11 protein-coding genes and 1 tRNA gene are annotated in these 14018 nt (G+C 59.0%); 1 reads left to right on the top strand and 11 read right to left on the bottom strand.

The genetic code is table 11. The features are described from left to right. Nucleotides 1-19: 19 nt before the first annotated feature. Nucleotides 20-3421 (bottom strand): TM0106 family RecB-like putative nuclease, encoded by a 3402-nt coding sequence (locus ACK56M_RS10840; protein WP_409279719.1) that lies wholly within the window; start codon nucleotides 3419-3421, stop codon nucleotides 20-22. Between the two features lie 23 nt (nucleotides 3422-3444). Then, nucleotides 3445-4920 carry a hypothetical protein gene (locus ACK56M_RS10835; RefSeq protein WP_409279718.1) on the bottom strand — a complete coding sequence of 492 codons (1476 nt, stop codon included), beginning with the start codon at nucleotides 4918-4920 and terminating at the stop codon, nucleotides 3445-3447. A gap of 219 nt (nucleotides 4921-5139) precedes the next feature. Between ACK56M_RS10835 and ACK56M_RS10830 the strand changes: the two genes are divergently transcribed. Then, a complete protein-coding gene (locus ACK56M_RS10830) occupies nucleotides 5140-5787 on the top strand; it encodes a HEPN domain-containing protein (RefSeq protein ID WP_110639956.1) in 648 nt (215 codons plus the stop codon). A 501-nt stretch (nucleotides 5788-6288) separates the two neighbouring features. Here the strand turns inward: ACK56M_RS10830 and ACK56M_RS10825 are convergent. The 9 genes from ACK56M_RS10825 to thrS all read right to left on the bottom strand — a co-directional run bounded on the left by ACK56M_RS10825 (nucleotide 6289) and on the right by thrS (nucleotide 13774). Then, nucleotides 6289-6365 (bottom strand) — tRNA-Pro (locus tag ACK56M_RS10825). A gap of 112 nt (nucleotides 6366-6477) precedes the next feature. Then, a complete protein-coding gene (locus ACK56M_RS10820) occupies nucleotides 6478-6834 on the bottom strand; it encodes a MerR family transcriptional regulator (RefSeq protein ID WP_003250681.1) in 357 nt (118 codons plus the stop codon). Continuing rightward, nucleotides 6815-7117, bottom strand: coding sequence for an integration host factor subunit alpha (ihfA, locus tag ACK56M_RS10815; RefSeq protein WP_003250679.1), 303 nt, complete (start codon nucleotides 7115-7117; stop codon nucleotides 6815-6817). Before ihfA ends, ACK56M_RS10820 begins: the two co-directional genes overlap by 20 nt. A gap of 4 nt (nucleotides 7118-7121) precedes the next feature. Further along, complete coding sequence (gene pheT, locus ACK56M_RS10810; RefSeq protein WP_102083871.1) at nucleotides 7122-9503, bottom strand: phenylalanine--tRNA ligase subunit beta; 2382 nt, start codon at nucleotides 9501-9503, stop codon at nucleotides 7122-7124. Between the two features lie 31 nt (nucleotides 9504-9534). Beyond that, nucleotides 9535-10551 carry a phenylalanine--tRNA ligase subunit alpha gene (gene pheS / locus ACK56M_RS10805; protein ID WP_013972006.1) on the bottom strand — a complete coding sequence of 339 codons (1017 nt, stop codon included), beginning with the start codon at nucleotides 10549-10551 and terminating at the stop codon, nucleotides 9535-9537. Between the two features lie 109 nt (nucleotides 10552-10660). Next, nucleotides 10661-11017: a 50S ribosomal protein L20 gene (rplT, locus tag ACK56M_RS10800; protein WP_003250671.1), complete on the bottom strand. Its 357-nt coding sequence runs from the start codon at nucleotides 11015-11017 to the stop codon at nucleotides 10661-10663. Nucleotides 11018-11044: 27 nt separating this feature from the next. Continuing rightward, a complete protein-coding gene (gene rpmI / locus ACK56M_RS10795) occupies nucleotides 11045-11239 on the bottom strand; it encodes a 50S ribosomal protein L35 (protein ID WP_003250667.1) in 195 nt (64 codons plus the stop codon). 61 nt (nucleotides 11240-11300) lie between these two features. After that, complete coding sequence (gene infC / locus ACK56M_RS10790) at nucleotides 11301-11852, bottom strand: translation initiation factor IF-3 (RefSeq protein ID WP_013972005.1); 552 nt, start codon at nucleotides 11850-11852, stop codon at nucleotides 11301-11303. Continuing rightward, nucleotides 11852-13774: a threonine--tRNA ligase gene (gene thrS / locus ACK56M_RS10785; protein WP_054572421.1), complete on the bottom strand. Its 1923-nt coding sequence runs from the start codon at nucleotides 13772-13774 to the stop codon at nucleotides 11852-11854. Before thrS ends, infC begins: the two co-directional genes overlap by 1 nt. Nucleotides 13775-14018: the final 244 nt, after the last annotated feature.

The raw sequence follows: 14018 nt of genomic DNA, 5'->3' as shown, positions 1-14018 counted from the left end.
CACAGAAAGGCCAAGGCCACTATTCACAACGGGACGACCGGTTTTCCTGTCGCCCATGACGGGTCGCCATGCACAAGCCGTTGACCAGGTTCATGTCTTGCGGCGTCTGGCAGCGAATGGCCGTCAGGTCCGGGCTGGCAACGATGCACGCCAGCGTCTTGGCTCGGCTGACCGCCACATTCAAACGGTTTTTCGAGTACAGGAAGCCAATGTCCCTTGGCAGGTAGTCTTCATTCGACGTCGCCATCGATACGATGACAATTTCCGCCTCTTGCCCCTGAAACTTATCCACAGTGCCGACGCGCGCGCCCGCCGGGAGCAATTGCTTCAACAGTTGTACCTGCAGATTGTAAGGCGCCACGACCAGGATATTTTCAAGGCACAGCGCATGCTCCACGCCGGCTTTATCCACATAGCGCTGGCGTAGGAAATACAGGTACAGCGCTTTGACGCAGGCGGCTTCTTCATCGGAACTCTGGCTGTTGCCGTCATGTTCGACAGGGCAGAACATCAGCCCGCTGGGCGGTACTTCCGGTCGCTCCCCATCGAGCAGCAACAACTGCCGCTCGGTCCCTGGAGCCGATGAAAGCTGACCTTCGTACACCGCCTGGGAGATGAAAGAGCAAACCTGCGGATGCATCCGCCAGGTCTGTGCCAGGAACACCCCTCGGTCAGGTGCGATGGCGGGCGTGCCGGCCAGCAGATAGTCGAGGATGGAGTCACCGGAGCGGCCCGGGTGCACGCCCTGCACAGGTTGCGACAATTGCATCTGGTCACCCATCAAGACGATGTTACGGGCCGCCATGCCCATGGTGACCAGGCTCGCCACACTCACCTGGCCTGCTTCATCGATGAACAGGTAATCCAACTGCTCGGTGAAGCTCGCATCGGCGAACAGCCAGGCAGTACCGGCGGTCAGGTTGATATCGGGCCCCCAGTTGTCGAGAAATTCCGTTTTGTCCTCGATGGAGCGGATGCAACGGCCGATGAATTCCGTGCCCTCGCCTTCCGATGACTTTTTCAGCCCCTTGAATCTAACACCCTCCTCTTGTGCACGCGCCTCGACAGCAGCCAAAAGGTTGTTGATGGCAGAGTGCGAATTGGAGGTTACCCCGATGCGCCTGCCGGCTTTGAGCAGGTCAACGATCACCTGCGAGCCGGTGTAGGTCTTGCCGGCACCTGGCGGCCCCTGAATGAACAGCACACTGTCCTCGAGGTTGCGTACCACCTGCTTGATGGCATCGGTCGTTGCCAGGTCCGGATCAAGCAGAGGCGCACCCGGCTCGATGCCTTTAACCCGTGGTGCGCGTCGATGGAGGAAATCCGCCACCGCCTGGAAGCGTTGCTCACCAGCCAAGACGCTATCGGCATAACGAAACAGTGCCTTGCGCAGCGGCGTGGACGGTATTGGCCTGCCGGGAATCATGTCAAAGGCTTCCGGTGGCGCCTTTTTTGCGGTGGCCTTGAATGTCGCCAGGCACGCGTCATGGTCCAGACTGACCAGTTGCACACTGGCCAACGATTCTGGGATGACACCTTGGGATCCCGAACGCATTTTGCTTTCCTGCGGCTCGAAACTGTATTCGAACAGGAACGAATTATTGATCGGTTCCGGTGGTGTTTTTGTACGCTGCAAACCGGCGAGGCTCTCGATATCCTCCAGCAACTCTTCGGTCGTCATGTCCTGGCGGCTGAACAGCTGCCACCACACCGGCTTTTCTGCCCTACGGTAGAAGTCGAGCAGTTGGAAGGTCAGTACCCTGACCTGATGCTCGTCGCTCAGTGCGCATTCCTCGGACGGCAAGCCAGCAAGCAGTCGATCACGATAATTTGCCAGCAGAACCTCGATCTCCTTCTGCTCTGCTACGGCTTTCTCGCCCTCAGCATGCGGTACGACAAGAGCCTTGAGGCCCAACGGACTTATGTTTGCAAGCCAGTTGCGTAACAGATACGTAGAAAGCACATCGTCTTCGTTGTACCGCTCGATCTGCTCGAGCAATGCTGGCTCACCAGTCTCTTTCCAGCGCTCATAGAACACGATGCTCGCACCGGCATTGGTAACATCACCGTCGCGCTTTGCCATGTAGAAGTGTTCGATGTTCTTGATCGAGTAGCTGGGTTCCGACACCCGGATCGCTTCACGCACCACCTTGTAAAGGTCAATCAATTTGCCACTGCGCAGCAGCCAGTCCACTTGCGCCTCTCGCGTACCGTGCTGGCTCATCAGGCGCTTGATGGCCGTTTCTTCATAGCTGGCATAGTGGTAGACATGCGCATTCGGGTAACGCTCAAGGTGCGCGATGACCCAGTCGATGAACTGCTCGAACGCGATCTTTTCTTCGTCCCGGCTGTGCGCCCAAAAAGCTTTGAAGGTTTGTTCACCGCCTTCGTCTATATACAGGCCGAAGAGGTACTCCAGGCCACCCTCCTCCAGAGGATTACCTTCCATATCGAAGAACAGATCACCCTCGACTGCAGAAGGCATACGGCCAAAGCCACGCCGCGGCCCCATGACCGGCAACAGCTCGTACAACGGGGTATCGCTGGAGCGCCCCTGAAACTGCAGGCGCGCCTGATGGCGTAATTTGTTCAGTGACTCCGCTTGCAGCTTGGGGATACGCAAGTCATCGCCACTGGCCGCCAATTGTTGCAAGGTGGTCACACCGCCAACCTGCAATTTCTTGATTTGCGAGCGGCTGATACCAGCGACTGCCGAAAGATGATCATCCTGCAGACGTTGTTCAGTGCAACGATCACGCCACCCACAAAAACCACAATGCCCACACGGGTCCGGGTAGGTGACCCGAGGTCCGTCAATGTTCACGAACGCAGTGAAACGCTGCAGCACCTGCTCTAGGTAATCCGCGTAGTCAGCAACCCGATAGGCCTGCTCGGTACGCGCAACATCACCCAGCACGATGTACATGAACTGTGGCTGTACGCCCTGAATCGCTATCAGCATCCGCGAATAAAGCGCAACCTGCACCAGAAACTTGGCCTTTGCACTCTTGGCCAACTTGGTGTCGATCACTTCATAGCTGTGGCCACCCAACGCCGACGGCCGAGGCACTTTGCGCAGGAAGTCGGCATGCCCGATAAAGGCGCCCTCCTGAAGCGAGGCCTGAAAGATGATGTCCGCACCAGCCTGCATGGCTTCGATGGTCAGTTCCACCCGCCGAGGGAAGCTCGGATTACCCTCAGCGATGTCGACTACGTGGGCATGGTTGCTTTTGAGCCGTTCAAGAAATACTGCTTCGTGGGCCAGCCCTTTGTCCTGGATCAACCGGTTCTGCTCGCTTGCCGGGGCTTTCTCCATCGGCGCGACCAGGTGTTGCAGGTCCAGCGCTGTCAGATGCTGGCATTCCAGGAAGCCGCAGATGTCCGAGGCGGAATACAGCCGAGTCCCATTTCGAGTTTGCATGGTTGTATTGCCTCCGGCGTGGCTCAGGCGTCGAGCGAGCAACCTTGGTAGAACTGCTCGAACAAGGGCGTTGGCAAATGCTGCACATCGAGCAGGCCGAAGTGTTTGCCTACGCTGCGCCCTACGGCCATGAGTGTTCTTGCGGAGTTCTCGGTACCGGCATAGCCAGCGTTTACGACGTAGTCGACACGTTCCTTGTCGCTCTCTGCGCGGGCATAGGCATTGCCAGTGATAAATACATCAACCAGGCAGACATTGACGCGCTCGTCCCCCACCGTGAACGGCTCGAGCGTTTCACCAGACAAGGCTGCCCGCAGTCCATCCTCACCACCTTCAACTATGCGTTCAAGCGCAGCAAGCGAGCGGCCGAACAAGTCAAACTCGTCAATGGAAAACGGGAAGCAATAGCCCTGTGCAGTAGCGCGTGAGAGCGTTTTTCCATTGCGCGGCTCAGCCACCAGCCAGTCAACGAACGCGTCTTTATTGTCTGGCGCACCGCTGTGACGGAAGGCCAAGTAGTCACTGAGCACCTGGCCAAAAGAATGACCCGTGGGCACCCAGCCGCTATTGCCAGACTCGCGCAGCGATACTTCGCCCTGCTCGCCAACAGCCTGGGCCTCAGGTACTGGTGTCAGGCCAAAGCAGCGAAGGTCATAGCCGAGCATGAAAAGGCTCGCCTCGAATGCATGGCATCGCGCGGGCATTGCCCCTTGGTCGGCAAACCAGCCTGTGCGCCCGAGCAACGCGCGGACAATCCAGCCCAAGCGGACCTGCCAGCGCGCCCACTCAGCGTATTCGATCGCCGAGAACTGCGGCGCTGCCAAACAATTGGCAAACGCCCCGGGGTTGCGGATTTGGTCGCCACGCGCGCCGCCGGACGGAAACCTCAGCAGAGGTTTGCCACGCCCTACCCACTGCTGGCGGAACAGCGCATACAACATGGCAATCGCGGCGCCCACTCGGCTGTCATAGATCGGCGAACCGGAAAAGTCGAGCAAGGCGTGAATCTTGGTCAGGCCCGAATCGAAACGCTCGACACTGCTGAGATCATCCAGGTCACTGTCGGCATCGAGCGCCATGAGCCCAGCCATCTTCTGCAGGTAGCTCGACAACTCGCCGCTGGCCGCCAGCCGATGCAAGAATGGAATGGCGCCCCGCACGCCGCCCCAGCGCAGAATCTGCAAACAGGCCTGAAGCGCTTGTTGCTCATCACCGGCGCGGACACCAGCCGACAGCCACTCACGCAATTGCCTAAGCGAGCCCTGGGTCTGCATCCAGGTTTCAGAGTCAACCGCGCTCTGGTGGCTGTCGCGCCAGCTTGCCTTCCAGCGGTAATGCTCAAGGACCTGCTCAATCCCCTGTACATCGACCGTCAAACCGCCTGGCACAAACTTGCTGGACTTGAATCGCAGCTTGAAGGTGAGTACCGACAAGTTGGCTGCCAGCCATTCAATGAAAGCCTCGACTTCGGGTTGTGCCAGGAACTCATCACGCTTCATGCCAGCCGCCTTGCAGGTAGTGTCGAATGGCCATACCCTAAGCAAAATGACAGGCTGCGTCCACGTTGTCTGTTCATACAGGTAAACAATTGGAGCAGGTTCGAGTGCCCTGGCCAGATAGTTTCCAGCGCCAGCGGCGAGTCGCTCATTTAACTGTAAAGTTTTCAGACACACATCAGTTCTTTACGGACCGCGCGCCCCCTCAAGGATCATCACCTCATGGACCATCAAGCACTCAAGACCCGGCACCGCCAAGAACGTGAGGGCCATCACCCCAACCTCACCTTGCGTGTTCATCGAGCACTGAGCTGGCTGAACCGCGCCGAGCAGACTGATGATATTGATGGACGCTTTATCTTTCTGTGGATCGCCTTCAACTCGGCATACGCGACGGACATTGATGAAGAGTTCCGCCTGTCCGAACAGGCCACCTTTAAGGCATTTCTCGAAAAACTCTGTGCCTTGGACAAGAACAGCCTGATCGAAAATCTGGTGTGGTCCGAGTTCTCTGGCAGTATTCGCGTCTTGCTTGACAACCCTTATGTGTTTCAGAGTTTCTGGGATTACCAGAACGGCAAGATCAGCGAGCCACTGTGGACCGAACGCTTTGCCAACGGTCGTAAAACCGCGCAGCAAGCACTGGCCAATCGCAACACCGCAGCCGTGCTAGGGGTGCTGTTCAACCGGATCTACACCCTGCGAAACCAGATAATGCATGGCGGCGCCACTTGGAACAGCAGCGTCAATCGAGATCAATTGCGCGACTGCGCCAACCTGCTCGGTAAGCTGGTTCCGGTCATCATTCTGCTGATGTTGGATAACCCGGATACATTGTGGGGTGATGCATGTTATCCCGTGGTTGTTTAGCTCAGTGACCGCACTTGGACCTGGGTCGCCCGACGCTGGGCGCCCGAGCCGGTCATCGGCAGACCAGGAATACTTCTCGCAGTACTCCAATCGGTATTCCAGCCAAAATTACAAACCGGTACTCCCACTATTAATCAATATGTTACTAACTTAATTCAGATTACCCCGGCGCTCTCGATGCATGGGTCGCGCACTCCGTAGCACGACCAGTGAAAAGCTGCTTACGGTCCAACACAAGAAGTTCAGCCCGCAAATCTATTCGCCCACACCGGCCCTCATAACTTAGCGCAGGGAGCATCCGTAGCTGGACAGCGAATCCAACCAGGGTAGCCCACTCCTTTACGATACGCCTGCTCAGTTACGAGGTTCGCGAAACGATGCGCGCAGCTATCTTGCCTAACCGAATCACAAGATTGATTAATGAAACAAGCGAAGCCTCTAAAAAACCAAGAACTCCAGAAACAACAAAGCCACCCGAAGGTGGCTTAGTCGTTTAAATAATGGTCGGGACGGAGTGATTCGAACACTCGACCCCTTGCACCCCATGCAAGTGCGCTACCGGGCTGCGCTACGCCCCGACTGGGCTTTGAAGCATGTTCTCAATCCTACCGAGAACGTTGAAGAATGTACCCTAACCTCCTGATAAATGAAAGCTTTTTCTCAAAAAATTTCACTCATCAAAAACCCAGCTCACTTCTTCAACACCACCAACACATCCTCCAACTCGACAATCATCTGCCGAATCAGCTGCTTATACTGGCTAGACTCATCCTTGGCCTCATCACTGGAAAGCCTCAACCGAGCCCCGCCAATGGTGAACCCCTGGTCATAAAGCAGCGCACGAATCTGGCGAATCATCAGCACATCCTGCCGCTGATAGTACCGCCGATTCCCCCGCCGCTTCACGGGATTGAGCTGATCGAACTCCTGCTCCCAATACCGCAGCACGTGCGGTTTTACCGCACAAAGCTCACTCACCTCACCAATGGTGAAGTACCTTTTGCCCGGTATGGGGGGCAGTTCGTCGTTATGGCTTGGTTCCAGCATAGGCCTCAACCCGGGCCTTCAACTTCTGCCCTGGACGAAAGGTGACGACGCGCCGTGCGGTGATCGGGATTTCTTCCCCTGTCTTGGGGTTGCGGCCCGGCCGCTGGCGTTTGTCGCGAAGGTCGAAGTTGCCGAAACCGGACAGCTTGACCTGCTCGTTCTCTTCAAGTGCGTGCCGAATTTCTTCAAAAAACAGCTCGACCAGCTCCTTGGCCTCACGCTTGTTAAGCCCCAGCTCCTCGTACAGCCTTTCGGCCATCTCAGCTTTCGTCAGAGCACCCATGCCGTTATTTCCTTAACGTGGTGTTCAACCTTTGTTCGAGCGAGGTGAGGATGTTTTGCAGTGCGGCGTTCACCTCATCGTCGTTAAGAGTGCGCGATGGATGCTGCCAGGTCAAGCCGACGGCAAGGCTTTTTCTATCAGGATCAATGCCTTTACCTTGGTAGACATCAAACAGCCTGAGGTCTGTGAGCCATTCGCCTGCATTGTCACGAATTACTTCAAGCACCGAGCTAGAAGCTACATCACGTCCTGCGATCAAAGCCAGGTCGCGGCGGGTTTCCGGGAACTTGGACAGCTCGCTGAACTTCGGCAGGCGGCCTTCGACCACGTCGCCCAGCACCAGCTCGAACAGGAACACCGGGCGGTCCAGGTCCAGGGCTTTTGCCAGCTCTGGGTGGATGGCGCCGAGGTAGCCGACCAGCTTGCCGTCACGCTCGATGGCGGCGGTCTGGCCTGGGTGCAGGGCTGGGTGCTTGCCGGCGCTGAAGGTGAAGTCGCTCAGGGCACCGGAGTAGCCCAGCAGGGCTTCCACGTCGGCCTTCACGTCGAAGAAGTCGACGCCGTCGCGGCCGTTGGCCCAGCCTTCTGGCAGGCGGCTGCCGGTGACAACGCCGGCGATCATCGGCTGCTGCTTCAGGTCGCCGAGCTGGCCGACGAAGCGCAGGCCGCTTTCGAACAGGCGCACGCGGTCTTGCTGGCGGTTCAGGTTGTGCTGCAGTGCCTTGACCAGGCCCGGCCACAGGGACGCGCGCATGGCGGCCATGTCGCTGGAGATGGGGTTGGCCAGCAGCAGCGGCTCTACGCCCGGGCTGAACAGTTCGAACAGTTTCGGGTCGATGAAGCTGTAGGTGATGGCTTCCTGGTAGCCGCGGGCAACCAGCAGGCGGCGCAGGGTCGGCAGGTCACCGCGGGTTTCCGGCTTGCCCTGGGGGGCCAGGCGGGCTTGCGGGTAGCGAACCGGCAGGTTGTTGTAGCCGTACAGGCGGGCCAGCTCTTCGATCAGGTCCACTTCCAGGCTGATGTCGAAGCGGTGGCTCGGCACGTTCACCGTCCACTGCCCTTCCCCGCTCTTGGTGGTGGTCAGCTCCAAGGCGTTGAGCAGTTGCTCGACCTGGGCTGGGTCCATTTCCATGCCGAGCATCTGGGTGATGCGTTCGGCGCGCAGGGTGACCGGGGCCACTTGCGGCAGGTGCTGTTCGCTGACGGCTTCGACAACCGGGCCGGCTTCGCCGCCGACGATGTCCAGCAGCAGCTGGGTGGCGCGCTCCATGGCTTCGCGGGCCAGCTGCGAGTCTACGCCGCGCTCGTAGCGGTGCGAGGCGTCGGTGTGCAGGCCGTAGGAACGGGCTTTGCCGGCGACGGAGATCGGCTCGAAGAAGGCGCTTTCCAGGAACAGGTCGCGGGTTTTTTCGGTGTTCACACCGCTGTGCTCGCCACCCATGACGCCGGCGATGGCCAGGGCGCGGGTGTGGTCGGCGATTACCAGGGTGTCGGCGCGCAGGGCAACTTCCTGGCCGTCGAGCAGGACGAGCTTCTCGCCCTCTTCGGCCATGCGTACGCGGATGCCGCCGTTGATTTCTGCCAGGTCGAAGGCGTGCATCGGCTGGCCGAGTTCGAGCATCACGTAGTTGGTGATGTCGACGGCGGCGTCGATGCTGCGCACGTCGCTGCGGCGCAGGCGTTCGACCATCCACAGCGGGGTCGGCTTGCTCAGGTCGACGTTGCGGATGACGCGGCCCAGGTAGCGTGGGCAGGCAGCCGGGGCGCTGACTTCGACCGGGCGCACTTCGTCGTGGGCAGCCGGTACGGCTGGCACTACCGGGCGGGTGACCGGGGTGTCGTACAGGGCGCTGACGTCGCGGGCCAGGCCTGCGATGGACAGGCAGTCGCCGCGGTTGGGGGTGAGGCCGATTTCGATGCTGGCGTCATCCAGGCTCAGGTACTGGCGAATGTCTTCGCCAACCGGGGCGTCGGCAGCCAGTTCCAGCAGGCCGTCGTTCTCTTCGCTGATTTGCAGCTCGGCAGCCGAGCACAGCATGCCGAAGGACTCGACGCCGCGCAGCTTGGCCTTCTTGATCTTGAAGTCGCCTGGCAGTTCGGCGCCGATCATGGCGAACGGAATCTTGATGCCTGGGCGGGCGTTAGGGGCGCCGCACACGACCTGGAAGGTTTCCTGGCCGTTGCTTACCTGGCACACGCGCAGCTTGTCGGCGTCCGGGTGTTGTTCGGTGGCGAGGATTTCGCCCACGACGATGCCGCTGAACTGGCCGGCAGCGGGGGTAACGCTGTCGACTTCGAGGCCAGCCATGGACAGGCGGGCGACCAGTTCGTCACGGGAGACTTGCGGGTTTACCCAACCGCGCAGCCACTGTTCACTGAATTTCATGCTGTTCTCCTAGAATGTGCGTCGATTGGGCCTAGCGGAATTGGGCAAGGAACCGCAGGTCGTTATCGAAGAACAGACGCAAATCGTTGACGCCGTAGCGCAGCATGGCCAGGCGCTCGGCGCCCATGCCGAAGGCGAAGCCCTGGAACTCTTCAGGGTCGATGCCGGACATGCGCAGCACGTTCGGGTGCACCATGCCGCAGCCCATCACTTCCAGCCAGCCGGTCTGCTTGCACACGCGGCAGCCTTTGCCGGAACACATCACGCACTGGATGTCGACTTCGGCGGACGGCTCGGTGAAGGGGAAGAACGATGGGCGGAAACGTACCGCCAGTTCTTTTTCGAAGAACACGCGCAGGAATTCTTCGATGGTGCCCTTGAGGTCGGCGAAGTTGATATCGCGATCGATCAGCAGGCCTTCGACCTGGTGGAACATCGGCGAGTGGGTGATATCCGAGTCGCAACGGTATACGCGGCCCGGGCAGACAATGCGGATTGGCGGCTGGGTGGACTCCATGGTCCGCACCTGCACCGGCGAGGTGTGGGTGCGCAGCAGCATGTTGGCATTGAAGTAGAAGGTGTCGTGCATCGCCCGGGCCGGGTGGTGGCCTGGGATGTTGAGCGCTTCGAAGTTGTGGTAGTCGTCTTCCACCTCTGGGCCTTCGGCAATGCCGTAGCCGATGTGGGTGAAGAACTGCTCGATGCGCTCGAGTGTACGGGTGATCGGGTGCAGGCCACCGGTGGCCTGGCCGCGGCCTGGCAGGGTGACGTCAATGCATTCGGCAGCCAGGCGAGCGCTGAGCTCGGCTTCTTCGAAGGCGGCCTTGCGGGCATTGAGCACAACGGTGACGCGCTCTTTGGCGTCGTTGATCAGCGCGCCGACTTTCGGCCGCTCTTCGGCTGGCAGGTTGCCCAGGGTCTTCATCACCTGGGTCAGCTCGCCTTTCTTGCCGAGATAATTCACCCGGATCTGTTCCAGGGTATTGATGTCTTCAGCGCGCTCCACGGCCTCTAGGGCTTGGGAGACCAACGCATCCAGGTTTTCCATGTACAGACTCCAGATACGAAAATAGGGGAAGAGCTTTGAAGGCTCTTCCCCTATCGATGACGTTCAATGCCCGACGGCGCTAGCGCCGCCGGGTGATTGTCGCGGGTACTTAAGCCAGAACGGCTTTAGCTTTCTCGACAATCGCAGCAAACGCCGCTTTTTCGTTCACTGCCAGATCGGCCAGAACCTTACGGTCGATTTCGATCGAAGCCTTTTTCAGGCCAGCAATCAGACGGCTGTAGGACAGACCGTTGGTGCGGGCACCGGCGTTGATACGAGCGATCCACAGTGCGCGGAACTGACGCTTCTTCTGACGACGGTCACGGTAGGCATATTGACCTGCCTTGATGACAGCCTGCTTGGCAACGCGGAATACGCGCGAGCGTGCACCGTAGTAGCCTTTAGCCAGTTTCAGAATTTTCTTGTGACGCTTACGAGCGATGACGCCACGCTTAACACGAGCCATGAGTAACTTCCTCTATCTAAACCAGAATTAACGTACGCGCAGCATGCGCTCGACTTTTGCCACGTCAGACGGGTGCAGCAGGCTGGCACCGCGCAGTTGACGCTTACGCTTGGTCGACATTTTGGTCAGGATGTGGCTCTTGAAAGCGTGCTTGTGCTTGAAGCCGGAAGCGGTCTTCAGGAAGCGCTTCGCAGCACCGCTCTTGGTTTTCATTTTTGGCATGTTGGAACTCCGCATTCGATAAAATTACACAATAATCATCAGGCCTGCCGTGCCCGGGAGATTACTTCTTCTTTTTGGGGGCGATGACCATCATAAGCTGGCGTCCTTCCATCTTCGGATGCTGCTCAACAGAGCCGTATTCGGCGAGGTCGGCTTCGACCCGCTTCAACAGCTCCATGCCCAGCTCCTGGTGGGCCATCTCACGGCCGCGGAACCTCAGAGAGATCTTGGCCTTGTCCCCATCGGTAAGGAAACGTACCAGGTTGCGTAGTTTTACCTGGTAATCCCCTTCTTCCGTCCCTGGACGAAACTTGATTTCTTTGATCTGGATCTGCTTCTGGTTTTTCTTGGCTTCGTTGGCCTGCTTCTTCTTCTCGAAGAGGTGCTTGCCGTAGTCCATCACCTTGCAGACGGGCGGTTGCGCGTCGGCGGAGATTTCCACCAGATCCAGCTTCGCTTCATCAGCGATACGAAGCGCTTCATCAATCGAGACGATGCCAATCTGCTCGCCGTCAGCGCCAATTAACCGAACCTCGCGTGCCGAGATATTCTCGTTGATCGGGGCTTTCGGTGCAGTTCGTTTATCGTTTCTCATTTCACGCTTAATAGTCATTACTCCGATTCTAGGCGACCGCGCTGGGCAACAGCGCTGTTGAGCAGCTGCGTGAATTCAGCCACCGGCATGGAGCCGAGGTCTTTGCCTTCACGGGTGCGTACGGCGACGGTCTGCGTTTCGACTTCGCGATCCCCTATAACCAAAAGGTACGGGACCTTGAGCAAAGTATGCTCGCGGATTTTAAAGCCGATCTTCTCATTTCTCAAGTCCGACTTGGCACGGAAACCGCTACCGTTCAGGGTATTTTCCACCTCGAGGGCGAAATCGGCCTGCTTGTCGGTGATGTTCATGATCACGGCCTGGGTTGGGGCCAGCCAGGCCGGGAACACGCCGGCGTAGTGCTCGATCAGCATGCCGATGAAGCGCTCGAACGAACCGAGGATGGCGCGGTGCAGCATGACCGGGCGAACTCGGCTGTTATCTTCGGCGATATAGCTGGCATCCAGGCGTTCTGGCAGGTTCGGGTCGTACTGCAGGGTACCGCACTGCCAGTTACGGCCGAGGCAGTCGCGCAGGGTGAACTCGATCTTCGGGCCATAGAAGGCGCCCTCGCCCGGCTGGTATTCCCACTCCAGGCCCGATTCGTTCAAGGCGTCGGCCAGTGCGCCTTCGGCACGGTCCCACAGCTCTTCGGAACCCACGCGCTTGGCCGGGCGGGTCGACAGCTTCATGGCGATGTCGGTGAAGCCGAAGTCCTTGTACACGTCCAGGGTCAGCTTGATGAAGTCGGCGGCTTCTTTCTTCACCTGTTCTTCGGTGCAGAAGATGTGCGCGTCGTCCTGCACGAAGCCACGCACGCGCATGATGCCGTGCAGGGCGCCGGACGGCTCGTTACGGTGGCAGGCACCGAACTCGGCCAGGCGCAGCGGCAGGTCGCGGTAGCTCTTCAGGCCCTGGTTGAACACCTGCACGTGGCACGGGCAGTTCATCGGCTTGACCGCGTAGTCACGGCTTTCCGAAGAAGTGGTGAACATGTTCTCGGCGTAGTTGGACCAGTGGCCGGAACGTTCCCAGAGAATGCGGTCGACAACCTGCGGGGTCTTGATTTCCTGGTAGCCGTTGACGCGCTGGACCTGGCGCATGTACTGCTCGAGTACCTGGTACACGGTCCAGCCGTTGGCGTGCCAGAACACCATGCCCGGGGCTTCTTCCTGCAGGTGGAACAGGTCGAGCTGCTTGCCGATCTTGCGGTGGTCGCGCTTTTCGGCTTCTTCGATGCGCTGGATGTACGCAGCCAGCTGCTTCTTGTCGGCCCAAGCGGTGCCGTACACGCGTTGCAGCTGTTCGTTCTTGGCATCGCCGCGCCAATAGGCGCCGGACAGCTTGGTCAGCTTGAATGCCTTGAGGAAGCGGGTATTCGGCACGTGCGGGCCGCGGCACATGTCGACGTATTCTTCATGGTAGTACAGGCCCATGGCCTGCTCGTCCGGCATGTCTTCGACCAGGCGCAGCTTGTAGTCTTCGCCACGGGCCTTGAACACGTCGATGACTTCGGCGCGCGGGGTCACCTTCTTGATGACGTCGTAGTCCTTGTCGATCAGCTCCATCATGCGCTTTTCGATGGCGGCCATGTCTTCAGGGGTGAAGGGGCGCTCGTAGGCGATGTCGTAGTAGAAGCCTTCGTCGATGACCGGGCCGATCACCATCTTGGCGGTCGGGTACAGCTGTTTCACCGCGTGGCCGACCAGGTGGGCGCACGAGTGACGGATGATCTCCAGTCCCTCTTCATCTTTAGGGGTGATGATCTGCAGGGTGGCGTCGTTGCTGATCAGGTCGCAGGCATCGACCAGTTTGCCGTCGACCTTGCCGGCCACGGTGGCCTTGGCCAGGCCGGCGCCGATGGAAGCGGCGACTTCGGCTACGGATACGGGATGATCGAACGAACGTTGACTGCCATCGGGAAGAGTAATAACGGGCATGGCGCCTCCTCTCCTAGTGGTGACCCCTACCAAAGGTCACGTGGGTTGGGATGAGCCAGTACAAGATCCGACCTGCCTTCCCGCAACGGGAAGCCTGCCTCACAGTGGCAGAAGCCTTTCGGCTTGCCAGGGACGAACCAGAGTGACTGGAAAGAAAAAAGATAGCTGCAAGCTGCAAGTTGTCAGCTGCAAGCCGGGCATGCTAGCACGCGGGTTGCACGCCAGGCAGAAATATTTGGAAATT

This window comes from Pseudomonas sp. s4, assembly GCF_046764235.1.
GTDB lineage: Bacteria > Pseudomonadota > Gammaproteobacteria > Pseudomonadales > Pseudomonadaceae > Aquipseudomonas > Aquipseudomonas asiatica.
This window is presented reverse-complemented; position numbering and strand designations above follow the sequence as displayed.